The organism is Helicobacter equorum (assembly GCF_900198655.1).
GTDB lineage: Bacteria > Campylobacterota > Campylobacteria > Campylobacterales > Helicobacteraceae > Helicobacter_F > Helicobacter_F equorum.
Genome location: NZ_FZPO01000045.1, coordinates 1 through 24,749, shown reverse-complemented (window position 1 = coordinate 24,749; position 24,749 = coordinate 1). Strand labels below are relative to the sequence as shown.

Below are 24,749 nucleotides of genomic sequence, written 5' to 3'. Positions count from 1 at the left end.
TCAAGTGCGATTTGTGGGCAATGCAAATGGGACAGGTGGGCATTGGTTTGTTACCGAATCTAGCACGATAGATTCGTTTGTGCTTTTCAATGATTTCTCGCTTCTCACAAGTGCTAATATCTGCAGTGGCACGCATAACAATGCCTTAGCAGTTGTGGATCTTATTACATACATTGGCAAGGACGTTACCATAATGGCTCTACAACTTGCAATACTCCAAAGTGAGGTTATCAATTCTCTTGATGGTGTTTTGCTAACACCATACTTTAATCTCTATACTAAAACAAACAATATGGCAAAGTGTATGAGAGAGCTTAGGGGTGCTAATGACGTAAGTGGTGCTTGGGTGAAAGTTATCAAAGGTGCAAGTCTAGCACAAATGGCTACACTGTAAATAACAACTGGTGTGTAAGGAGGCTTTGATAAACGCGCAGATAATGGTGATACAAGCGTGTATTTGGGCATAGTGGGAAGCTTTATGAATACGTGGGGAAATAATTATGGGTTAAACTTGCAATCTAGTACTTTGCGTTGGGCTTCTATCGCTTGGCACTTTTGCAAATAATAGTTGTTTTGATATTGTAGGGAAATATATCTATTCACAAAACACCTACAACACATTGATGCTAAGCTTTGGTGGCAAAGATAGCGGTTTATTCGGGATATGTGAGTGTAGAGTATGGCAAAAGGTTTGGATGTAAAAATATGCGTGCTTCTTTTTGCAACTTTAAGTTGAAGCCATAACAGGATATATCGGTGCTCAACGGCTAAACTTTGCTAATTTTCTTGTAATGCTAAATGTAGATTCTAAAGTGTTTTTGCGTTAATTGGGCGTGTGGGTGTTAATGTGTCATCAAACTTTAGGTTTGGCAGTAGAGGAGGATTTTGGCGGGTAGGGGCAAGTTTTGTTCAAGATTTTGCAAATCGAGATCAAGTTATTATCGATGATAATATCCAAACCACCGCGCCCCGCAAAGTTACCAAAACTTTTATGAGCAGTAAGGCATAAATTATTTTATGCCTCTAACTTATAGCCCACACCTCGCACAGAGATGATATATTGTGGGTTTTTGGGGTTTTCTTCTATTTTGGATCGTAGTCTGCCTATGATGACATCAATACTTTTATTAGAGCTTTCTGGATTGATAGATTCAGATTCTATAGCGATTGCTTCACGCGAAAATACATGACCACGCTTACTAATTAAAAGTGTGAGAATCTCATACTCTGCGCGCGTGAGATCGAGTTTTTTATCTTTGAAAAAGACTTGTCGGCTGTGCTTGTCAATCTTAAATACTGAATCTTTTTCTTTGTTTTGTTCTTTTGGATTTTTTTTGTTGTAACGACGCAAAAGTGAGTGAATCCGCGCCACAAGCTCCTTTGGATCATAAGGTTTTGGTAAATAATCATCTGCGCCATATTCTAAGGCTTTGACTTTATCATCGACATCACTTCTTGCCGAAGAAATGATGATGGGGATATTTTTTTGCTTGGCAACACGCTTACAAACCTCTAGCCCATCGAGATTTGGTAATGTAAGATCTAGGAGCAAAATATCAAAATGCTTGGCATTAACAGCACTCATTCCTGTATATGGTTCATCATAGTTTGTTACATTCATATCGTGTTTTTTGAGATAATCGCTCAAAATTTCTGCAAGTTCTACATCATCTTCAATCATCAAAACTTCTAACATAGCAACTCCTAATAATGTGTAAATGCGTTATTATACTCTAAGCGGAATTACTGCAAGGTAAAAAAATGGGATTTCTATATGTATTTAAAGAAGTGAAAGTCTAAAAAGTAACTTTATATACACCCATTTGGAAGCCAAAGGGGTGTAAGGAAGATTATAGTTTGTCAGCGTTTTGGCTTAGGTATTCTGCTACACCTTTGGCATTAGCTACCATACCTTTATCACCTTTGTTCCAACCAGCAGGGCATACCTCGCCATGTTGTTCAAAGTGAAGCAATGCATCACACATTCTAACCATTTCATCAACATTTCTACCAAGTGGAAGATCGTTGATAACTGCGTGGCGAACAACTTTGTTTCTGTCGATAAGGAAGCTTCCGCGTAATGCCACTGCACCACCAAAAAGCACATCATAGTCGCGAGAAATTTGTTTTGTGATATCAGAAACCATTGGGAATGTTACCGCACCGATACCACCTTCTTTTACTGGAGTGTTTCTCCATGCAAAATGCACTTCTTTAGAGTCAATAGACACACCAATAACACTAAATCCTCTTTCTGCAAAATCTTTTACTCTGTGATCAAAAGCGATGATTTCGCTAGGACATACGAATGTAAAGTCTTTTGGCCAAAAGAAAATAACAGCACCATTTTTACCAATGTTGCTATAAAGGTTGAAGTTATCATCAAATGTACCATCGGCTTTGATTGCTTCTGCTGTGAAGTCTGGGGCTTGTTTTGTAACTAACATGTAGTCTCCTTAATAAAAATTTTTGATAACAAATTATTATCATGAGTGGGATTGTAATGCAAATAGGTAACAAGAAATTAAATTTTTAAGAAATTTTATCTGAAGATAATACATCTCTTAAGGTTTGGGTGCTATAGTTCGGACATTATTAGCTTTAAGATTCTATTAAGGAGGAATACATGATGCAGTCTTATCTCAAACAATTTCCTGATAAAAATGGATTTTTTGGCAAATTTGGTGGAAGCTTTGTGCCAGAGCCTATTACCAAGGCTATGGAAGAGATTAATCAAGCCTATAATCTTATCGCACAAAATAGCGATTTTATTGCAGAACTTCGCAAGATTCGCAAACATTTTCAAGGGCGTCCTACACCGATTTATTTTGCACACAATTTAACTAAAGAATATGGCGGTGCGGGAATCTATCTCAAACGAGAAGATTTAAATCACACCGGCGCACATAAACTTAATCATTGTATGGGAGAGGCACTTTTGGCAAAATTTATGGGCAAAAAGAAGCTCATAGCAGAAACTGGAGCAGGGCAGCATGGCGTGGCTTTGGCTACTGCTGCAGCATATTTTGGGCTAGAGTGTGAGATTCATATGGGTGAGGTGGATATAGCAAAAGAACACCCAAATGTCGTGCGTATGAAGATTTTGGGGGCTAAGGTTGTGAGTGTAAGTCGTGGAGCCAAAACTCTTAAAGAAGCCGTAGATTCAGCTTTTGAAGCATATTTGAGTGATCCAAAAAATATGATGTATGCTATTGGATCTGTGGTAGGTCCTCACCCATTTCCTAAAATGGTGCGTGATTTTCAAGCGATTGTGGGCATTGAATCCAAAGAGCAATTTTTGGAGATGACAGGGGAGTTACCGGATATTGTGTGTGCGTGTGTGGGTGGCGGAAGTAATGCTATGGGAATTTTTAGTGGCTTTATTGATGATGCCGTAGATCTTGTGGGTGTGGAGCCATTAGGGCGTGGTAGTGTGCTTGGAGAGCATGCAGCAAGCTTAAGTTATGGAAGTGAGGGTATTATGCACGGATTTAACAGCGTAATGCTTAAAGATTCTCGCGGAGAACCAGCACCAGTATATAGTGTAGCAAGTGGGCTTGATTATCCAAGTGTGGGACCAGAACACGCGTATTTACATAGTATCGGACGCACAAAGGTTGCAGCTATTAGCGATAAGGAAGCCATTAGTGCATTTTTTGCGTTGAGTAAAAAAGAGGGCATTATCCCGGCTATTGAATCTAGTCATGCTCTAGCCTACGCACTACAAATTGCACCAGAATTAAAGGGTAAAAAAATTCTTGTGAATCTTAGTGGCAGAGGGGATAAGGATATTGATTTTGTGGTAGAAAAATATGGCTATGGCGAGTGAGAAAATAAGCTTAGATTGTGTCTCTAAAAATATGCCTGAATCTTGAGCCAAAAACTTCTACCCGGCTCATAAACACGCGTATTCACAGGATTATCAAGCATATTGATTGCTACGCTATTGCGTGAGAGATGATACGCATAGAGTGTATTTGTGAGATTTTCTACACCAAAAAGAAACGAGAGTTTTTTGTATGTATAGCCACCATAGGCATTGATGATATAAAATCCCGCATTTGTGCCTAGATCTTTGCCTACGACACTACCATAATCTAATCTATAGCGGTGTTGTGCGGCATTGCTATACATATCCGCGCGTACAAACCACCTACCTTTTTGCAATGTCATGCCCACTTGGGCAGTAAGTGGAGCGATTTGTGGCAGAGGCGCGTGCACATTGAGATCTTGTGCATATGTGTAAGAAAGTGATCCATACACAGAAAGCATATCAAAAAACCTATATCGTGCTTCTAATTCCCCACCTAGCATTCTAGCATTGGTGTTTAATGCACTTGTGTTTGCACCATAATACAAGAGTATATAATCCCACATTTGAGAATAAAATCCAAGTGCGCTGATAGAGGCATTATTTGTGTAATATAGCACACCAAAATCAAGCTGTGTATTTGTTTCTGGTGCGAGATTCATACCGTTGGTTTTTGATTTTTCCCAAAAATCCGCTCCACGCTGTGCCACCCCGATACCCGCAAAAAATGTAGTATTTGGTAGATAATATTCATAACGCCCAAATCCACTAAAGAGATTTTCGAGTTTTTGTGTGTTTGTAGCAAATTGTGATGTGTGTAGGGCATCATAACGCATTCCAAAGAATATGCCATAATGAAAATCCCCTAATACTTCGCCTTGCACAAACATGCCGAGATTTTGGAATCTAAAATTTGGCGCAAAAGGTGTATTTGCAAGTGTTTGATTGGCAATTTGGGCATTGGGTAATCCACTCACTTGGCGTAGATCATGTTCATCGTGGTTATACATTGACCCTACATAGAGCTTAAGAATATCAGTGGGCTTAAGAGTAAGTTCAATCTTAGCACCATTTGCGGTGCGTTTTGGGTTATTGATACTGAAGCTTTGCGTGTTATTTGGGCGCAAGGTAAAATTATCCATGCTATGATCTATACTATTGTGCCATGCGCGTATGTCTACCAAAGGAATACTTGGTGAGATTTTTTGTTGAAATTTGAGCATAAAAGACATGCGATCAAAACTCCTACCATCCATACCCCTATCTGCATAGGCAGCTTCTCCTTTGCTTACATCAGCAGAGAGTTCTATAAGTGTGTCTTTTGTAGGTGTAAGTGTGCCTATGAGGCTAACTGATTGTCTATCATATGCCGAATGGATTGTTTTACCATTGGCTGCTTTATAGTCATTGGAGCTATAATCTGATGCAATAATGCCTAATGACCCATATTTGCCACCCACAAGTGCCGAGGTATTAAAATCTTTGTGGTTAAAGCTTCCATATAGCATATTGGCATTTGCCCTAAAGGTATTAGATTCTAATCGCACACTCTCTCTATCAAAAAGTAACCCGCCAGCTATAAGCGCACCATAACGCACATCTTGTGATCCTTTGAGAATTGTAAGTGTGTCATAATTTTGGGAGAATAAATAGGTGAGTGTTGTATCCATTCTACCACCACAGCCACCATTGAGTATGCCACCATTTATGAGTATAGGAAGCCTTGAGCCTCCTTGTGATCGATAATATACTTCACTACCACCACCACCCTTGCGTGTCATAGAGAATCCAGATACATATGTAAGTGATTTGGCTATGTCATTTGTTAGCATTTCTGATTGTTCTAGGCTCGTAGTGGTTGTATTTGGTAGTGCTTTGGTATAAAGGACTGATTGTAGGGTTGTTTTGGTAGAAAGCTCATCACTGCAGACATACAATATACCACAAAGACCATATATGAGAATCTTACGCATTATCCCTCCGTACATAAGTAGCACACCGATATGAACCGCATTGTAGCTAAAAGTACTGCCTAGATTCTTAAAAAGGAGCACAAATAAGAAAAAATATTTTTGCTCATTACATTATTTAACAAGCAATTATATTTTTATACATTGCAAAAAACTAAAAACACAATACATATTTTCATTTTTTTGCTATTATTTCACTACCCAAATTTATTTTTTACTTTCAAAGGATATGGACAATGAAAAAATCGTTTCTTTTCACGTCAGAATCTGTGACTGAAGGTCATCCAGACAAAATGGCAGACCAAATTAGCGATGCAGTTTTAGACTACATCATTGAGCGCGATAAAAATGCTCGTGTTGCTTGTGAAACACTAGTAAGCAATGGTTTTTGTGTAATTGCAGGAGAGCTTAAAACAAGCGTGTATGCTCCTATGCAAGAAATTGCGCGTAGAGTTGTGCGAGAGATTGGTTACACAGATGCGTTGTATGGTTTTGACTATCGATCTGCCGCGGTGCTTAATGGTATCGGTGAGCAAAGCCCAGATATTAACCAAGGTGTGGATAGGGCTGATGGTGAGATTGGTGCAGGGGATCAAGGGCTTATGTTTGGCTACGCATGTAGAGAGACGCCTTCGCTTATGCCTTTGCCTATTTGGCTTTCTCATAGGCTTACAGAGGGATTAGCTACTAAGAGAAAAGATGGAAGTTTGCCATTTTTGCGACCAGATGGTAAATCTCAAGTAACAGTGCGTTATGAAGATGGTGTGCCAGTGGCTATTGATACAATTGTAATCTCTACGCAACATAGCCCAGAGACACAACAAACACATTTGCGAGATGCTGTTATCGAAGAGATTGTCCAAAAGGTGATTCCTGCAAAATATTTAAGCGATAATATTCGTTATTTTGTTAATCCTACGGGAAAATTTGTTATCGGAGGACCACAAGGTGATGCAGGGCTCACGGGGCGCAAAATCATCGTGGATACATATGGCGGTAGCTGTCCGCATGGAGGTGGTGCTTTTAGTGGCAAAGATCCAAGTAAAGTGGATAGAAGTGCGGCTTATGCTGCGCGTTATGTCGCTAAAAACCTTGTAGCAAGTGGTGTGTGCGATAAGGCAGTGGTGCAAGTAGCATATGCTATTGGTGTGGTAGAGCCAGTATCGATTTTGGTTGATACACAAGGCACAGGCAAAGTAGAAGATTCAAAACTCACTGAATGTATTAAACATGTATTCCATCTGACACCAAAGGGCATTATTGAATCTCTTGACCTCTTACGCCCAATCTATCAAAAAACAGCAGCTTATGGACATTTTGGACGAGAGTTGCCAGAGTTTAGTTGGGAAAAAACAGATAAAGTTGAGGCGATTAAAGAGTTTTGTGGTCTTAAATAATTTCTCCAAGTAGCCACAAACACTCACATTGAGTGTTTGTGGCTAATCCATACGACACTAAGCAATCAAATAAACAGGCTTGTAACTTTTCTATAAGGCGATTGATGACACTCTTCACAATAAGGTCTTTTTAGTTCTATGTTAATAATTGAAGTTTTTCAGCGCTAGTCTTTTTTATACAAATATAGAATCTCGATTTGAGAATACATTGATTTACCTATGTGTTAGAAATTTGCTAAGTGTATAAGCCGTGTATGAGTTGTATTACTAATTTGCTTTACTAAATTTCATTGTTGTATGTATGGTGTATGCGTATTATGTGCGTAGTTATTAGAATCGTGTTATTATCAAATAATTTATGAATCCATATTCACTTACGCGTGGAAGTGAGTTTTACGAAATGTAGCTTAAATGTGGTTTTATAGTGTAGATGATACTGAGATTTAGACAAAGAGGCTTTGATGAGATATGTTTTTTGTCTTTTTTTTGTTATAAGCGGGTTATTCCCCATTTATGTGTTACAAGCACAAGAGAACACTATGTGTGTGCCTAATGACATAAAGTTAGAAAAAGTGGCTCTATGGCGTGATGTATATCGTATCAATACCAATAATGCAACACTCTATAGTGTGCCAAATGAGCAATGCAAGCTTGAAAGCGCGTTGCCTACAGACACAAAGGCAAAGGTGCTTGGCAAGGTGGCTGATTATTATCTTATTACAGATAACAAAGCAACGCAAGCCTATATTCATACACAAGATGTGAGTTTGAGTGGTATAAATTTTAACTTTTATTTTACGCTTGTGAGTATGGTAGCTGTTTTGTTGCTCGGTCGTTTTGTTATTGAACGCATAAAAATATTACAAGATTATAATATACCAGAACCCATTGTAGGTGGCATTATTAGTGCAGTTATAACCCTTGTGATTTATAAAACATTGCAACTTGAATTTATATTTGATTCTTCTTTATCAGAACCTTTAATGCTTGCTTTTTTCTCATCAATTGGGCTTAGTGCTGAATTTTCTGCATTAAAAAAGGGTGGAAAGATGCTTGGCATATTTCTTGTGTTGATTACGGGTGTGCTTGTGTTGCAGAATCTAGTTGGGGTTGGTATATCCTATGCTATGGGTGAGAATCCATTGCTTGGTATGCTTGGTGGTTCTATCACGATGAGTGGTGGGCATGGAACGGGTGCCACATGGGCTAAGACTTTTGAAGCACAACCCTATAATTTCTCTGCTGCAACAGGCGTTGCTATGGCATGTGCAACTTTTGGGCTTGTTATGGGTGGGCTTATCGGTGGTCCTGTTGCAAGATTTCTTATCAAAGGGCATAATCTTAAAATTCCAGGTGTAGAACATAATAATAATGATGATGTGCATGGGCTTGAAACACCGATGAAAGAGCGATTGATTACACCTATTAGCTTTGTAGAAAGCCTTGCATTAATTGCGATATGTTTGTTAGTTGGTAAAGTGTTGGAAGAGACTATAAGGGATATAAGTCCAGGACTTAACCTTCCGGCTTTTGTGTATTGTCTTTTTACAGGGGTGATTTTGCGCAATACCTTACAGGCATTAAACATGTATCAAGTTTTTGATAGAGAAGTCTCTGTTTTGGGTAATGTTTCACTTTCTTTGTTTCTTGCGTTTGCGATGATGACACTTAATCTTTGGCAGTTGCTATCACTAGCACTACCTTTAGTTGTGATACTGACAGCACAAACTGTGTTAATGGTTTTGTATGCTGTGTTTATTACATTTAGATTCTGTGGCAAAAATTATGATGCAGCAGTGCTTGCTGCCGGACATTGTGGTTTTGGATTGGGAGCAATGCCTACGGCTATGGTGAATATGCAAGCAGTTACTTCACATTATGGACCAAGCCATATAGCATTTATTATCGTGCCACTTTGTGGAGCATTTTTTGTCGATCTTATCAATGCAATTGTGATTACAGGCTTACTTTCTATCATACCTTGATGTATGTAGAATCTAGATTGCACACAATAAATTTGGTGTATATAATGTGTCAAGAAGTGATGAGGTTTTGGAGATAGCTAGTGTTTGGTGATTTAGAAGTATTTTGGTATATCGTATTATTTGTTGGCTCTATCTTTGGTGGGTTTGTGGGTTCACTCTCTGGCGGGGCGGGAATGATAACAATGCCTTTACTTTTACTTAGCGGACTAAATCCGCTTCAGGCTTTGGCTACAAACAAACTTCAAGCATGTGTTGGATCATTCACGGGTGCGACATATTATTATAAAAGTGGTTTGATGGATTTGGGACAAAGCCGCATATATATGGTCATTGCATTGATTTTTTCTGCCATTGGAGTGGCTTTGGTGCAAGTTATACCACTTGAATCTTTATCAAAAATATTACCCTTTGCAATGATTATTGTGGGGATATATTTTTTATTTTCACCAGATATAAGTGATAATGATACGATAAAGACTACACGCACGTTTTTGCCCTATATCTCTTGTGCGATAGCGAGTGTATATGGCGGGCTTTTGGGAGTGGGAATAGGTTCTTTTATGTTAGCCATACTGGTAGGTCTTGCAGGATATGGGTTAAGCAAGGCACTTGCATACTCTCGATCGATTGTGTTTGTTATTAATCTCGTTTCAACATTACTTTTTATTATTGGTGGAAATGTGTTATGGGGGCTAGGGGCAATCATGTGTGTAGGACAAATGATAGGTGCGAGTTTGGGGGCAAAACTTGCTATCAAATCAGGGATAAAGGTTATTCGCCCTATGGTGATTTGTCTATGTCTTGTTATGTCCGCACAGATTCTTATAAAAGAGTTTTTCTAAATTTTTTGGGCTTAGGAGAAAAGTCTTTCTTTGTCTTTTTATGGATATGGTTTTGTACTATTCATTACAAGGTTTGCGAGAGCTAATAGTTTTGATAATATTGTAAGAACATATAGGCATTGTAATGATGTATCGTAAGTTTTTGGAATTTTATGCTAGAATCGTAGCCCTAATTTTCTCATTTGTGTTATGGATTCTTGCAAGGGGTGTGTCATTATTACTCTACAACATATTACCAAAACCTATCCTAACGGATTTTGTGCGCTAAAAGGTATTGATTTAGAGGTGCAAGAGGGAGATATTATGGGCGTTATTGGGTATTCTGGTGCGGGTAAAAGCACACTTATACGCATTATTAATCGCCTTGAAGAGCCAAGTAGCGGGAGTGTGCATATTGGAGGGGTGGATATACTAGGGCTTAAAGAAAGCCAACTCCAAAAACAACGCCAAAAAATTGGTATGATTTTTCAACATTTTAATCTGTTAAGCTCAAGAAATGTATTTGGCAATGTCGCCTTTGCACTTGAAATTGCAAAATGGCGTAAAAGCGAGATAAAATCGCGTGTTATGGAATTATTAGAACTTGTGGGATTAGAAGAAAAGGCACATTTTTATCCTACTCAGCTTAGTGGCGGACAAAAACAGCGTGTAGCCATTGCGAGGGCATTAGCCAATCACCCAAAAATTTTACTTTGTGATGAAGCTACAAGTGCGCTTGATGCCAAAACAACAAAGTCCATTCTTACATTACTCAAAGAATTGCAATCTAAACTTTCGCTTACTATCGTGCTTATCACACATCAAATTGAGGTTGTGCAGCAAATTTGCAATAAGGTTTGTGTGATTAGTGATGGTGAAATTGTTGAGCGAGGTAGAGTGGAGGAAGTGTTTGCCAATCCAAAACAAGACATTACAAGGGAGCTCATCTCGTTTTTACCACAAGATGAGTATGAGGTCATAGCGCATTTGCCAGATTCTCATAATGTCTATAGAATCGTTTTTACAGGATCAAATGCCAAAAATCCACTCATCTCTCAAGCGATTAAAAAATTTGGCGTGGATATAAATATTTTAAGTGGCTCTATTGAGGAATTTAATGCCAAGGAAGTGGGACATTTGGTCGTGAAATTTTTGGGAACAGATTCTGAAATTTCTCAAGCAATACAATGGCTACAAACTCAAGGTGTGGTGTCGCAAGCCATATATCAAGATTTACAAAATACATAAGGTGTGGTATGAAAGAATTTTTGCGTGCAGGGGATAGAATCTTTGAAGATACATTGCATTTTTTGTTTGGTAATGACATTATGTTTTTATTGATGAAAGGTTTGTGTGAAACAATCTATATGGTTGGCTTTTCGATTGTTTTTGCTGTGGTTTTTGGTCTGCCTTTGGGTATTTTGCTTACCCTTACGCGTCCAGATTCTATTAAACCTATGCCTTTATTAAATAAAACGCTTGGTTGGGTAGTCAATATGATTCGCTCTTTTCCATTTATGGTGCTTATCATTGCATTATTACCTATTTTTCGTCATCTCATTGGCATTAGCACAGGATCATCAGCAGCCATTATTGCTTTAAGCATTGCAGCTATTCCTTTTATCGCGAGGCTTTTTGAAGGCGCACTTTTAGAAGTTTCTAAAGACCTCATAGAAGCCACACAAAGTATGGGTGCTAGTACGTGGATTATTATTACTATGATGCTTAGTGAATCTAAACCCGCACTCGTTAATGCAATTGTCATTACTTCAGTAAGCCTTATAGGCTATTGTGCGATGGCTGGGATTGTAGGTGGTGGAGGACTTGGGGATTTGGCATATCGTTTAGGTTTTAATTCTTTTAGGGAAGATATCTTGCTGTATGCAGTGCTTATTACAATGGTGCTTGTGCAAGTTATACAAAGTAGCGGTGATGGTATTGTAAAAATCTTGCGAAAGCACCGCTAAATTTTATAAAGGAGTTTTGATGAAATATGTATTGAGTGTTGTGGCATTAAGTTTGGCGCTTTTTCTAAGTGCATGTGGGAATGGAGAGCAGAGTAAGCAAACGCTTGTTGTTGGGGCTACGCCTGTGCCAGCTTCAGAGATTTTGGAATTTGCAAAACCATTGCTGGCAAAACAAGGGGTGGATATGCGTGTGCAGGTTTTTACTGATTATGTAATGCCTGATGTTGCTCTTGATGATAAAAGCACTGATGCAAATTTGTATCAACATAAGCCCTACATGGAAGCACAAAATGCCCAAAGAGGTTTTAAACTTGTATCTTTAGCGCCAGTGTATGTCGTGCCACTTGGGTTTTATTCCAAAAAATATACAAAATTTGAAGATATTCCAAATGGTGCGGATATTGCCTTGCCTTCTGATAGTTCTAATCTAGCGCGTGCCCTTATTTTGCTGCATGATTTTGGGGTTATTACACTAAAAGATCCTAACAATCTTGCTAGCACTATAGAATCTGATATTGTGCAAAACCCTAAGAATTTGCGTTTTCAATCTATAGAGGCTGCAGCATTGCCAAGAGCGTTGCCTACGCTTGATGGTGCAGTGATAAATGCTAATTATGCACTACAAGCTGGTATGAGTATAAAAGAAGCATTTTTCCATGAAAATGAGAAGTCAGAATATATTAATGTGCTTGTCGCAAGAGAAGATAATCAAGATGATGAGCGTATTATTAAGCTTAAAGAAGTGCTTTTAAGCAAGGAAGTAGCAGATTTTATTCTAGAAAAATATAAGGGTGAAATACTACCTGTAGGTATGTAGCAATAATCTAACAAAAGGAGCTAGTTATGAAAAGACAATATATTTTAGCATGTGTAGCAAGTGTGTTTATGCTTTTTAGTGGGTGTGGTGAAAACACACAAAATGAGACACAAAAAGAAATTGTAGAGCTTAAAGTTGGGGCTACACCAGTGCCTCATGCACAGATTCTAGAGGCTATAAAAGAGGATTTGCAAAAAGAGGGCATTAGACTTAAGATTGTGGAATTTTCAGATTATGTAACACCAAACCTTAGTCTTAATGATGGGAGTTTGGATGCGAATTTTTTTCAGCATAAGCCATATTTATATGCAATGAATAAAGAGCGAAAACTTGACTTAGTAGATGTGGCAGATATTCATATTGAGCCTATCGGATTGTATTCTACAAAAATCCATGATATTGCAGATCTTGAGCAAAATAATACTATAGCCATACCAAACGATCCAACAAATGGCGGACGCGCTCTTATGTTGCTTCACAACAAAGGACTTATTACACTAAAAGATCCTAGCAATCTTGCTAGCACAGAAGCTGATATTATAGAGAATCCAAAGGATTTAAAAATTGTGTCTGTAGAAGCCGCACTTTTGCCTCGTATTATCAAAGAATATGATGTTGCAGTTATTAATAGTAACTTTGCAATCCCTGCAGGATTTACTTCCAAAGATGCACTTATCGTTGAAGATAGAAGCTCACCTTATGTCAATGTGTTAGTAGTCAAGGCTAATAATGTTGATAATCCTCACATTTTGACACTCAAAAAAGTGCTCCAAAGTCCAAAAGTGAAGGAATTTATCGAGCAAACTTATAATGGTGAGCTTGTGCCAGTATTTTAGAGGGATTAAATCTCAAGAGCTTGTGTGATCTCACAAACTTTGGCGATTTTTTGTGCTATAAGTGTGAGATCGCTTGGGCTTAGATTCATAAAACTTATGCTTATAAGCTCTCGACAATGTGTATCTTCATAGCCAAGCTCTCGCAAAACAAATGATGGCTTAAAATTACCTAGCAAACAATCCATACCATTAATGACAACAACATCTTCTAGCAACAAGCTTTGCGCTAAGACACGGGCTTTTATTCCAGAGATTCTTAAAGCAAGGCAGTTTCCAAAACATTCTTGTAATGGTGTAAAAACGCCTATGCGATCCCCCAAAAGGTTTTGTAGATTTTGCAAAAGTAAGGCATTGTAGTTTTGCGTGCAGTATTGCCACAGATACGTATTGTTTTGTAGGTGTTTGCATACATATAGCAGAGATTCTAAAAATCCATTTGGCAAGAGCGAATCTAAATGTTGTGTGAGATGCGGGATAGAATGTATGATGCAACCACTCCGCGGTATAAGTCCTATGCGTTCCCCATTGATTACAAACGCAATATTTGGGTGTGAGAGATTTGTGATACTCTCCCACGCACCTACTTGTAAAAGTGCAGATATTTCCACAAATAACACATATTCACGCCCTATAGAATCTAGAGCTTTGGCGTATTCTAAAATAGGATTAATATGTAGAATATCCTCATCAACATAAGGGATAAAATAATATTGTGCATTGTGTATGCAAAGAGATTGTGGCGTTGGGATAATGAGCTTTTGGAGATTCTCAAAGAAATGAAAACTTTGATATGCCGCTTGTGAGAATCCCACGCTCAAAGCACTTTTAGCGGCACCAAGTTTTAAAAAAAGAGTAATAAAGTCTTCTAGGGTGCAACCAAAAAACTGCACATATTCACGCCCAAATATTTCCCCGATGCGTTTTTGGATGGTTTTGGTATGTTTAGAATCTTCTAGACTAAAGGGATTTGTGATGCCAAATTCTTGGTTTGTCATAATAGCACACGCTTCTTTGTTGCGTGCAAAATTTGCAAGGTATTCTAGTCTATACATTGTGTTCCTAATCTTTATGGTGTAAAACGCAAGATTCGCTTATCACCATCTTTGGTAATGTCTGCAAAATTATCAAGATATTCTAAATAATTGATAAGATATTTACGGCTTAATGGAAGCTTTGATTTAAAAAGCGTAATATCAATATAGCCTTGTGTGTGGATAATCTCACGCATTATTGCGACAAGCTTATTCATAGATTGTGTAGTGATAAAAAGATTATGTGCCACACGAAGGATTTTTTGGGATTTGGTGAGATTTTTTAAAACCTTATCGCCAAGTTTTCTATCAATCTCAAGATTCTCATAGAGATTATATGGCGCAATGGGTGCAAATTCTTGTTGGGATAATAGCTCATAGATTTTTTGCTCTAAAAACTCTTCTAGATTCGTAATATCATTATTTTTTGCGACAAAGAGTGAATCTTTTTGGAGAATAAATTTTTGTGTGAAGAGCTCATTGAGTGCAGTTTGCAAAAAATTAAGAGACGCCCATTTGTATTTAAATTGCAAACTTTGTGCAGAAAGCAAAGCGTGTTTGTTTTTGATAAAAATATCTAAAATCGCATTTTTTAGCCACTCTAATTCGCTTGATGGATAGGCGACAAGGTCTTTAGAATCAAAAAAGAGCTCTTGAGATTCATGTAAGTTTTGCAATATAGCACTGCTTTCTTGGTGGCTTAATCCAAAACGTTGTGTGGAACTTACTACCCCAAAACCATGCCTATGAATGTGCGAGAGAATCTTAAAGGCTTGCGAAAAATCTTTGGCTAAAAGCGCTTGTAGTAATGGAATTTTAGTTTTTTTCTTGATAGGGTCATTGATAGGATTTAGCACACGCCCACCACATACACTCACATTGCCCTCACGCAAAATAAAAGGTTGCATAAAAAGCGCAAAAATAGGCTCTTTTGCGCTAAGTGTGCAAAGACCTAGATCTTCATCAAGAATGGTAAGCCTAATAGGTAAGTGCTTAGCACCTATATAGAGTTCATAGTTTGTGTTGTGTTTTAGATTCTTATTTTCAAAGCAATGTATTTGCACATCGATATTATTTGCGCCACGTACAAAGCCTTTTTGTGTGAGTAAAAAACCTCTTTGTAATTCGTTTGGGTTAGTGTGTGTGAGATTGAGTGCGACACGATGTGAGGGCGTAGCAAGTGTGTAGTCTATGTCATGAATCTGTAGATTACGCACTTGGACTTGTTTTTGGAGTTCGCAGATATGTAGTTCTTGAGATTTGGTAATTTCGCCACTCATCAGTGTGCCTGTTACCACACATCCAGCCCCTGCAATACTAAAGGCTCTATCGATATAATACACAACCATACCATAATCGTGTTTTTTTGGCTTTGGCAGGGTTTGGAGAAGTGAGAGTAGTGAATCTATATAGGGATTTTGTTTAAATTCCTTGCCTTGTGAATCTAGTAATGCAAAAGGCAGAGTGTTTATGAGTGCTATAGTATGTGTGCTAAAAAGCTTAGCAATTTCTGTCTTGCGTTGATTAATGAGTGTAGAGGTGGTTTTATCAACTTTGCTTAGCACGCATACACATTGTGTGATCCCAAGCATATCAGCAATTGCTAAGTGTTCGCGAGTTTGAGGCATAATACCATCATCGGCTGCAACAACAAGTAGTAATACATCAATCCCATAAGCCCCAGCGATCATTTGCTTTACAAGTTTTTCGTGTCCAGGGACATCAATAAATGCGATATTGCGCATAGGAGTATTGATATGTGAAAAACTTAGATCAAGCGTGATACCTCGTGCTTTTTCTTCTTGCAATCTATCGCCATCAAAGCCGTTAATGGCTCGTATAAGAGAAGTTTTACCATGGTCAATATGTCCAGCTAAACCTACAATAATGTCATTAGTATCGTGTATCATCTCCATTGTATGCCTCTAGGATTTTTGGGATTGTAAGGAATGATCTATGGTTTCTAGCGCTTGGCATATGCGTTTTGTATCGCCCTCTAATAGCGTTCGCACATCAATAAGAATTTGTTGTTTGTGGATTCTTGTGATGATATGAAACTCTGTTCTTAAGCGAGATTCTAAAGTGTTTGTATGAATTTTATCACTCGTGAGTGCAAGCGCGACACTTTGAAAGACTTTATCAGGCAAACTCCCACCTCCAGCCACAGAATCTACTTCAATGATCGTTGCTTGTATATGTGAGAGTGCGTGGATTTGGAACATTTGGAGTAGCTCTAGGGCGCGTTGGTGTAATGCTTGTGGCGTGAGTGTGAGCATAGCAAGTGTTGGGATAGATTCTAAAGCATTGTGTAAATAGGCTTGTAATGTCGCTTGTAAGACACTAATACAAAGTTTATCTACTCGCAATGCGCGTAAAAGATGGTTTTGTTTGAGTTGTGCGATGAGATGTGGCTTACCAGCAATAATTCCTACTTGTGAAGCGCCAAAAAGCTTATCCCCACTAAAGCTTAAAAGTGATGGTGGTGAGGTAAAAATCTCGTGTAGAGTTGGCTCTTTTTGTGTGTGGGATAATGAGGTAGCAAGGGCTAAATCCATAACACAACCACTTCCTAAATCATAATAATCGATGAGATTATGCGTGTGTGCTAATGTGCTGAGCTCTTGTATATTCACTTCTTGACAAAAGCCAATTTGTGCAAAGTTGCTTTTATGGGCTTTCATCAGCATAGCCGTGTGTGGTGTTATATGAGTTTGATAGTCTAAGAGATGTGTTTTGTTTGTCGCACCCACTTCTACAAGCACACTACCTGCAGATTTCATCACTTCAGGTATGCGGAATTCACCACCAATTTCTATAAGTTCTCCGCGCGAAATAATCACTTCCTTATCTTTTGCAAAAGTATTGAGGATAAGAAACACTGCCGCAGCATTATTATTGACAAGTAAATAATCATATTCTCGAGAAAATAGAGCTTTTAGTAGCATATTGATATGTGTGTATCTACTCGATCGTTTTCCTTGAGTGATGTCGTATTCAAGGTTAGAGTATCGAGTAAGAAGCGGCAAGATTTGTTGTATAAGGTTTGGCGCAAAGACACTTCTTCCTAAATTGGTTTGAAGCACCACACCACTTGCATTGACTACAGGCACAAGAGAAGGTGTGGTGAGTTTGTGGTAGTCATGAGTGATAGATTGCAAGAGTGTGTGTGTAATGTATGTGGCTAAGGTGGTATGTATATGTGTAGAATCTGTGTGTGTAGAGCGTGAATCTATATGCAAGGCAATCTCTGGATATGTAGTCATAAGAGTATTTTTGAGTATGGCTTGGCGTAGAGTATGTATGTGTTGTTGAATAAGGGATTTTACAATGGCAGTGTTGTATGTGTCAAATTGCTTATGAGCAAGGAGTGTATCCACTTTTGGGAGTGCTTGTAAGAGTTCTTGTGTGTGCATAACTTACACCTTTACAAAAATTTTATCCTATATTATAACATTCCTACACACTTATCAAATAAACCTAAGTATAAAGGTGTTATAATTAAGCTAGATTCTATAGCAATAAGGTGTAGTATGAGAATAATGCTATTTTTCTTATGGATAGGGATTATACACAATGTTTTAGGAGATTCTCAAAGTTTATATCTTGCGCAAGATAAAGATTCTAATGATGAAACACTTCAAACAATAGATGTTCGTAGCGCGTGGGATATAGTAGTACACAATAATGACGGACTAAAAGCTCAAGATTATAATGTGCAAAGAGCCCAAAAACTTGCGCTAGGATCTAAGCTAAGTTATCTACCAGATGTGAGATTTAGTGGCGCGTATTTGTATTTTGATAATGCTATGAATCATCAGCTTACTTCACCCAACATAGGTTCTACTCTACAATTAAATTCACTTCTAAGCGCACTTGGTAAGCCTGTTACATTTTTACAACGCGATGTGATGATTGGTGCTTTAAACATTGTCTATCCGCTTTATACCGGTGGTGTGCGTATGGCGGGAATACAACTAGCAGAGATTGCCAAAAAAGATGCACAATTTGCCCTTGAGCTAAAAAAACTTGCTACTTTCGAGGAATTCATTAGTTTGTATTATGGTGATGTGCTTGCACGTGAGATTAAAGAAGTGCTTACACAAGATTATGAGGCGACACAACTTCATTACCAAAATGCTCTAAATCTCCAAAAAAGCGGACAGATTGCGCGTATTGAAGTCCTAACCTCTCAAGTAGCAAGTGATAAAAGCAAAAACAAACTTCATCAAGCACAAAATGCTTCCATAAGTGCCAATATTGCTTTACAAACTGCACTAGATAATAAAAACATTACTTCTTCTTCAAAACTTATACTTTCACAAAAGCCATTGCAAGATGAAGAATATTATGTGCAAAAAACACTCGCAAACTACCCTGCTTTACAATCTATGGATCTTAAAATAGAATCTGCCACACAAACTACAAAAATTGCTCGTGGAGCATTCTTGCCACAAGTGGTAGGTATGGGAAGTTATATTGTGACGAATAAACAAGATTCACTACTTATCCAAGCTATACCGACATGGTATGTTGGTGTGGGTGTAAGTATGCCAATCCTTACGCCAAATGCGCGTATCCAAAAATACCAAGCTTCCAAACTCGCACAACTTGAGCTAGAAAGTCTTAAGGCTCAAGCTACCAAGGATTTGACACTCTTAGTAAGAAGAACATACAAAGAGGCAGTGTATGCTAGAGAAGAATACAAGAATTTGCATTCCTCTATACAACTTGCCGAAGAAAATCTCAAACTTCAACAAAATGCTTTTAAACAAGGTATGGCGACAAGCACACAAGTCATTGATGCACAAAATATGCTTCAAAGCACACTTATTGAGCAAAAAACTATTGCATACAAAGCCATAGTAGCTCTTGCCAAACTTCTTGTGCTTAGTGATGAGATAGAAACTTTTTATCAATACCAACAATAAGGAGGAGTGATGAAAAAACAACATATGGTGGTATTTGTGGGCGCGTGTATTATTGTATCTATTGTCATTTGGCTTATTGTCAATTTTTATAAAGCATATTCACCAAAAACCCAACAACTTCAAGGGCAGATTCAGGCACGAGAATACAAGGTAAGCTCCAAAGTAGCTGGACGCATAGAATCTATTCTTGTAAAACGCGGAGATTTTGTCAAAAAAGGCGATCTTATCTTTACCATAGAATCTCCAGAACTTCAAGCCAAACTTACTCAAGCACAGGCAGGATATGAAGCAGCCAAAGCTCTTTCCCAAGAAGCCCACAAGGGTGCCAGAATAGAAACAATTCTCTCGGCAAAAGATATGTATAATAGCGCCAAGGCTATGCGTGAGCTTACAGAAAATACATACAAACGCATAGATGATTTATATAATAAAGGTGTGGCAAGTCTCCAAAAGCGTGATGAAGCTTATACGGCATACCAAAATGCCAAATATAATGAGAGCACCACTTATCAGCAATATAAAATTGCTCTTGATGGTGCCACTCAAGAAACCAAAGAAGCAGCAAAGCAAAAAGAGATTGCAGCAGCAGGGCAACTTAGCGAAGTAGAGGCTTATATTCAAGATATTCAAGCATATGCACCAGCTGATGGAGAAGTATCTAATGTTCTTCTCGCCGAGGGCGAGTTAAGTCCTACAGGATTTCCTGTTGTAATGCTTGTGGATACAAAAGATGTATGGTTGCGTGTGGCGGTTTCAGAGGAATACCTTAAAGACTTCCAAAAAAATTCAGAATTTAGTGCCTTTATCCCTGCATTACAAAAAGAAATACCTTTCAAGGTGCAATATGTTTCGGTAATGGGAGATTTTGCCACTTGGCGTGCAACTTCTAGCTCTAAGGGCTATGATTTGCGGAGTTTTGAGATACAAGCAGTGCCTTTGCAAAATGATGTTGAATTTGCTGTAGGTATGAGTGCTATTATCACACTTCCACCACAAACGCATTGATGAAAAAAATTCGGCAATTTTGGAAATTTCTTACAAGACGTTTTGTCTTGTTTTTGGTCTATTTTGTATTACCTATTGTTTTGGGGTGGTTTATGTATGCAATTTTTAGTGCATCATTGCCTAGAGATTTGCCTATTGGGCTAGTAGATTTAGATCGCACAAGTGCAAGTGCTGATGTGCATTTTACAATCAATGCTTCCCCAACAATGTATGTCAAACAAGAATATGTTTCAATCTTGGAAGCTAAGTCAGATCTTGCTAGTGCAAAAATTTATGCACTTGTAGTCATTCCGCACGATTTTCAAAAAGACATTATGCTTGGTAGTGGAGCTAAACTTGCACTATATTATAATGCACAATTTGTGCTTACAGGAAAATCTTTAAATAGTGCATTTGCACAGATTGTTGGCACACTTAACGCTAAGCAGTCCGTGGCACAAAATCTTATCAAAGATCAAGACTTGCAACTTGCCCTTAGCAAGGCTATGCCAATTTTTTCACAAATTATTCCATTATATAATGCTTCTAGTAATTACGCGCAGTTTTTGCTTACCCTCTTGTTGCCTTGTATGTTGCAGATTCTTAGTGCGGTTGCAATGATACAATTATTGCGAGGCACACCACATTCCTTTAAAAGTCTTTTTGTGCGTTATGTAGGTAACACGATGATTTTTGTATGGTGGGGAATATGTATGTTGCTTTTGCTTAAGAATCTTGGTTATGAGGTGCGTGGAAGTTTTGGGTTATTGGTAATTGGTTTGGGTGTTTTATTGCTTGGCATTAATAGTGTAGTGGTGTTTTTACAATCATTTTTAGGAGATATCAAAAAAACTATTGGCGTTGTAGCTGTATATACAGCCCCATCACTAGCATTTGCAGGGGTTACATATCCACAAAATTCGATGAATCTTTTTGCATTGCTTTGGAGCAAATTTTTGCCTATATCAAGTTTTATGGAGCTATATATCCAACAAGCAAATTATGGAGGAAGTCTTAGTGGTGCATTGCAGATTCTAGGAGAGATGAGTTATTTTCTTATCTTTTTTGTATTGGGTAGTCTGATATATTACAAAAAGAGGGCAGCATGAGATTCTTATACGCTCTTATGAGTGAATACAAGGCAATTTTTACTAATAGAGTTGTGGTATTGGTTGTAGGCGTAGGTTCTATGGTTTATGGACTTTTATATCCCATGCCTTATTTACATGATATTGTCACAAAACAAAAACTTCTTATTGTTGATGAGGATAAAAGCACACTCTCAAGGGATTTGATTTTTTTGGTGAGTGCAACTCCACAAATTGAGCTTGTAGCGGAAGTCCCAAACCTTACAGAGGCACAAGCCCAAATAGAAACATTTCAAGCTAATGGCGTGTTGTTTATCCCACAAGGTTTTGAATCTAATGCGTATCTGGGTGTAGGCACTATAATTTCTTATATGGGTAATGCCTCTTATTTTCTTATTTATGGTGCGATTGTGGAGGGCATACACAATGCCATAGATTCACTCTCTCAAAGAATCTATGAATTTCATCATTTACACGCTTTAAGCACGGATAGCATAAGTTATGAAGCAATTCCATTATATAATCCAAGTTTAGGCTATATTAATTACGCATTAGCGGCTGTATTGGTGTTTATCTTGCATCAGACACTTATTGGTGGCAGTGCAATACTCACAGCATATCAAAACAGACTTGCTAAAGAATCTAGAGATTTGACGAGTGTGCAAGGTGCGTATTGGAATCACAAAGGGTATATCGAAATATGCAAGATTGTCTTGGTGAGAATCCTCGCTTTTAGTAGCATATATTGCCTATGGTTTTTGTTTTACTTTGGGGTGCTTTTTGTTGCTTTTGGGGTAAATATTCATGCAAGTATGGGAGATTTTTGGTGTTTTGGTATCATCTTTATTATGTGTTGTAGCGCCTGTGGTGTCCTGCTAGGTGCGCTTTTGGAAGATGAGAGTTTGCCAACACAAATTGTTTTTGTTTCCTCTATGCCCTTAGTGTTTATTATGGGGTTTATTTGGCCTAGCGAGCTTTTGCCAAATTTTTTACGCGAATTATCATATTTGATACCCGCTTATCACGGAATTATGGGGCTTGTGAGTTTAAACCAAATGGGTGCTAATCTTAGTGATGTTGTGGGGCATATGTGGGCATTGGGAGGTATTGGAATCTTTTGTGTGGTAATGAGTATTTTTGTGCTTTCCTACAAGAGAAAAGGTGCTTCTTAAGCTTTTTAAAGTCCAAATGGTATAGAATAGCCTCCGTTTAATACACGATGCTTTGTGCTCAAATTGATATAGTGTTTTTGGGCGTTTGTGTCGTTAAAGGTTATGCAGGATTTTTCGATATAATCTTTGTTAAACTTAAATTTTACAAGGCATCACAATGGATAATGAAGTATTATTAAAAACAATCGACAATCTTCCGCCACTTTCTGCTACCGTGGCTAAATTGCGTGATTATATAGATTCTGCAGGGGCAGATGTAAATATGCAAGAAGTTGTCAAAATCATACAACACGATCCATTGCTCACAGCAGAGCTTTTGCGTTTGGCAAATTCACCATTTTATGGATTCTCTCGTGAGATTTCTACGATTCAGCAAGTTGTTTCATTGCTTGGTATTAATAATGTCAAAAATGTTGCGATTGCAAATTCTATAAAAAGCACATTTAAGGTTGATGTATCACCTTATGGTTTGGATACACAGGAATTTTTGGGAAATTGTATCAAGGAGACAAATTTTATTTCTGATTGGCTTTCTAGTGAGGATAAAAAACTCTCTCAAATGCTCGTGCCTTGTTCGATGCTTTTGCAATTAGGGATTATTTTGTTTTCAAACTCTTTGCGTGTGCTTGGCAAGGACAAAGAATTTTTAGCAGCACTAAAAGAAAACAATTTTCACAATATAAGCATGATTGAAGATGAATTTTGTGGGACAGATTCTTTATCGTTTCTTGGGTTTTTGTTAAATCACTGGAAGTTTGATGAAGCCCTTATCGAAAGTATTTCTTATATCAATAGCCCACACTCCGCACACGATAGTGCAAAAAAAGGTGCTTATGCCTTAGCTATTACAAATTGTTTGTTTGAGCCACATCAAGGTGGAAGTGTGTGTAATATGCATAGAGCTCAAGATTTGATACAAGAAGCTAATGAGCAGGGCATAAAATTTTCACTTAATAATTTTATAGACACATTGCCACCTGATATGAGAATAAATCTCGATAAGCCTCTTGATGACTAGGATATTTGTAGCATGTTTTTGTAAGCACAAGGTTAGAGTCTATCAACATAGATTCTAAACAATATCGTCTGTGCAATGCCACATATTATATTTCTTGTGTGCTACTCTTTGCAACAGATAGATATGAGATTATGATACTTACTCTTAGAAATTTCCCATAAAAACCCCTAAAAGTAAAAAATATAGAGCAAAAGTTAAATAATATAAAATCTCTTAATTAGCAGAAAACTTTTTAAGTATTTCTAAATGTATATTTTTTTACTATTGTTTCATTCTAAATTAAGATAAAATCCTACCAATGCAGGATAACCCTCTTTATGCGCTAGATTTTTGCCTTTGGCAAAAATAAAGAATATTTTTCAAAACCTAGCACACATTTTTACAAAACAAAAGGAAAAGCAAATGCAAAAAGAAAACGATTTAATAAGCGATATAAAAGAGAATTTTGGCTCTTTGATGAATGCTAGAAGCCTAGCAGTAAGTAATGATAAAAGAATTCTAGAATTCTTACTAGAAAGCTCAAAGCTCAAAGCAGAATATAAAGAAAGATTTTTTGAAACGCACTGCGGGGCTTTAATCTTTAAAAAAGATGATTTTTTAAATTTTTTGGATTTAAAATTACTTAGCGCTAGCTACACAAGCTTTTCAAACAAAATCGGCATAGGAACTAGCGAAAAGAAATTTCTTAAAAATACTGAAAATGTCGTGCTTAATTATCCTTTTAAAGACTGCGTTTTAAAAGGCGGACAAAAAAGCGATGATGAAAAAAGCACGGAAATATTTTTTAACAATATCTTAGCAAAAAGCGAAATTGATGTGCTGTTTAGCCCAAAAGTTTTATGTAATTTTGAGCTTATTTCTACCCAAAACACCGCCGATAAATCCGCCCCTGCTTGTCATTCTGAGCGAAGCGAAGAATCTAAA

The 24,749-nt window shown here is 37.7% G+C and carries 22 protein-coding genes; 16 read left to right on the top strand and 6 right to left on the bottom strand.

Features of this window, described 5'->3' with window-relative positions:
• Both C6H22_RS06725 and C6H22_RS08680 read left to right on the top strand, forming a co-directional pair.
• Nucleotides 1–394, top strand: a 394-nt coding sequence (locus C6H22_RS06725) for a hypothetical protein (RefSeq protein WP_158654659.1), incomplete at its 5' end; no start/stop codon positions are given.
• Between the two features lie 453 nt (nucleotides 395–847).
• On the top strand, nucleotides 848–1,009 hold the full coding sequence (locus C6H22_RS08680; RefSeq protein ID WP_158654658.1) for a hypothetical protein: 162 nt from the start codon (nucleotides 848–850) through the stop codon (nucleotides 1,007–1,009).
• Nucleotides 1,010–1,015: 6 nt separating this feature from the next.
• Here C6H22_RS08680 and arsR read toward each other — a convergent pair whose 3' ends face one another.
• Both arsR and C6H22_RS06715 read right to left on the bottom strand, forming a co-directional pair.
• Nucleotides 1,016–1,696 carry an acid response regulator transcription factor ArsR gene (gene arsR, locus C6H22_RS06720; protein ID WP_095627038.1) on the bottom strand — a complete coding sequence of 227 codons (681 nt, stop codon included), beginning with the start codon at nucleotides 1,694–1,696 and terminating at the stop codon, nucleotides 1,016–1,018.
• Between the two features lie 154 nt (nucleotides 1,697–1,850).
• Nucleotides 1,851–2,447 carry a peroxiredoxin gene (locus C6H22_RS06715; protein WP_104694546.1) on the bottom strand — a complete coding sequence of 199 codons (597 nt, stop codon included), beginning with the start codon at nucleotides 2,445–2,447 and terminating at the stop codon, nucleotides 1,851–1,853.
• Nucleotides 2,448–2,626: 179 nt separating this feature from the next.
• Between C6H22_RS06715 and trpB the strand changes: the two genes are divergently transcribed.
• A complete protein-coding gene (gene trpB, locus C6H22_RS06710; RefSeq protein ID WP_104694545.1) occupies nucleotides 2,627–3,829 on the top strand; it encodes a tryptophan synthase subunit beta in 1,203 nt (400 codons plus the stop codon).
• 23 nt (nucleotides 3,830–3,852) lie between these two features.
• On the opposite strand, the gene C6H22_RS06705 is transcribed toward trpB, so the two are convergent.
• The gene (locus C6H22_RS06705; protein WP_158654657.1) at nucleotides 3,853–5,784 is read right to left on the bottom strand and encodes a TonB-dependent receptor domain-containing protein; all 1,932 of its coding nucleotides are present in this window, start codon (nucleotides 5,782–5,784) and stop codon (nucleotides 3,853–3,855) included.
• A gap of 233 nt (nucleotides 5,785–6,017) precedes the next feature.
• On the opposite strand from C6H22_RS06705, the gene metK reads away from it, so the two are divergent.
• From metK to C6H22_RS06670, 7 genes are all read left to right on the top strand, one after another.
• Nucleotides 6,018–7,178, top strand: a complete 1,161-nt coding sequence (metK, locus tag C6H22_RS06700; RefSeq protein WP_104694543.1) for a methionine adenosyltransferase — start codon at nucleotides 6,018–6,020, stop codon at nucleotides 7,176–7,178.
• A 767-nt stretch (nucleotides 7,179–7,945) separates the two neighbouring features.
• Nucleotides 7,946–9,163: a sodium/glutamate symporter gene (gene gltS, locus C6H22_RS06695; protein ID WP_104694554.1), complete on the top strand. Its 1,218-nt coding sequence runs from the start codon at nucleotides 7,946–7,948 to the stop codon at nucleotides 9,161–9,163.
• A gap of 80 nt (nucleotides 9,164–9,243) precedes the next feature.
• Nucleotides 9,244–10,005, top strand: coding sequence for a TSUP family transporter (locus C6H22_RS06690; RefSeq protein WP_104694542.1), 762 nt, complete (start codon nucleotides 9,244–9,246; stop codon nucleotides 10,003–10,005).
• Between the two features lie 189 nt (nucleotides 10,006–10,194).
• Nucleotides 10,195–11,232, top strand: coding sequence for a methionine ABC transporter ATP-binding protein (locus C6H22_RS06685; RefSeq protein ID WP_199769819.1), 1,038 nt, complete (start codon nucleotides 10,195–10,197; stop codon nucleotides 11,230–11,232).
• An 8-nt stretch (nucleotides 11,233–11,240) separates the two neighbouring features.
• Entirely contained in the window at nucleotides 11,241–11,951 is a 711-nt protein-coding gene (locus C6H22_RS06680) for a methionine ABC transporter permease (protein ID WP_104694541.1), read from the top strand.
• 19 nt (nucleotides 11,952–11,970) lie between these two features.
• On the top strand, nucleotides 11,971–12,768 hold the full coding sequence (locus C6H22_RS06675) for a MetQ/NlpA family ABC transporter substrate-binding protein (protein ID WP_199769818.1): 798 nt from the start codon (nucleotides 11,971–11,973) through the stop codon (nucleotides 12,766–12,768).
• A 26-nt stretch (nucleotides 12,769–12,794) separates the two neighbouring features.
• Nucleotides 12,795–13,604 (top strand): MetQ/NlpA family ABC transporter substrate-binding protein, encoded by an 810-nt coding sequence (locus C6H22_RS06670; protein WP_104694539.1) that lies wholly within the window; start codon nucleotides 12,795–12,797, stop codon nucleotides 13,602–13,604.
• Between the two features lie 5 nt (nucleotides 13,605–13,609).
• Here C6H22_RS06670 and C6H22_RS06665 read toward each other — a convergent pair whose 3' ends face one another.
• From C6H22_RS06665 to selA, 3 genes are read right to left on the bottom strand one after another with little or no spacing between them, the layout of a single operon-like run.
• Nucleotides 13,610–14,656 carry a hypothetical protein gene (locus C6H22_RS06665; protein ID WP_104694538.1) on the bottom strand — a complete coding sequence of 349 codons (1,047 nt, stop codon included), beginning with the start codon at nucleotides 14,654–14,656 and terminating at the stop codon, nucleotides 13,610–13,612.
• Nucleotides 14,657–14,670: 14 nt separating this feature from the next.
• The gene (selB, locus tag C6H22_RS06660) at nucleotides 14,671–16,545 is read right to left on the bottom strand and encodes a selenocysteine-specific translation elongation factor (RefSeq protein ID WP_233707077.1); all 1,875 of its coding nucleotides are present in this window, start codon (nucleotides 16,543–16,545) and stop codon (nucleotides 14,671–14,673) included.
• Between the two features lie 15 nt (nucleotides 16,546–16,560).
• Nucleotides 16,561–18,048 carry an L-seryl-tRNA(Sec) selenium transferase gene (gene selA, locus C6H22_RS06655; protein WP_104694536.1) on the bottom strand — a complete coding sequence of 496 codons (1,488 nt, stop codon included), beginning with the start codon at nucleotides 18,046–18,048 and terminating at the stop codon, nucleotides 16,561–16,563.
• Nucleotides 18,049–18,165: 117 nt separating this feature from the next.
• Between selA and C6H22_RS06650 the strand changes: the two genes are divergently transcribed.
• From C6H22_RS06650 to C6H22_RS06625, 6 genes are all read left to right on the top strand, one after another.
• Nucleotides 18,166–19,563 (top strand): TolC family protein, encoded by a 1,398-nt coding sequence (locus C6H22_RS06650; RefSeq protein ID WP_104694535.1) that lies wholly within the window; start codon nucleotides 18,166–18,168, stop codon nucleotides 19,561–19,563.
• Nucleotides 19,564–19,572: 9 nt separating this feature from the next.
• Nucleotides 19,573–20,568 carry an HlyD family secretion protein gene (locus tag C6H22_RS06645; RefSeq protein ID WP_233707076.1) on the top strand — a complete coding sequence of 332 codons (996 nt, stop codon included), beginning with the start codon at nucleotides 19,573–19,575 and terminating at the stop codon, nucleotides 20,566–20,568.
• Nucleotides 20,568–21,656: an ABC transporter permease gene (locus tag C6H22_RS06640; RefSeq protein WP_104694534.1), complete on the top strand. Its 1,089-nt coding sequence runs from the start codon at nucleotides 20,568–20,570 to the stop codon at nucleotides 21,654–21,656. The genes C6H22_RS06645 and C6H22_RS06640 overlap by 1 nt, the downstream gene beginning before the upstream one ends.
• Complete coding sequence (locus C6H22_RS06635) at nucleotides 21,653–22,807, top strand: ABC transporter permease (protein ID WP_104694533.1); 1,155 nt, start codon at nucleotides 21,653–21,655, stop codon at nucleotides 22,805–22,807. Before C6H22_RS06640 ends, C6H22_RS06635 begins: the two co-directional genes overlap by 4 nt.
• 157 nt (nucleotides 22,808–22,964) lie before the next feature.
• Nucleotides 22,965–23,825: a cheVAW transcriptional regulator CheP gene (locus tag C6H22_RS06630; RefSeq protein ID WP_104694532.1), complete on the top strand. Its 861-nt coding sequence runs from the start codon at nucleotides 22,965–22,967 to the stop codon at nucleotides 23,823–23,825.
• Nucleotides 23,826–24,227: 402 nt separating this feature from the next.
• The coding region (locus tag C6H22_RS06625) for a site-specific DNA-methyltransferase (protein ID WP_267892034.1) at nucleotides 24,228–24,749 on the top strand (522 nt) is incomplete at its 3' end.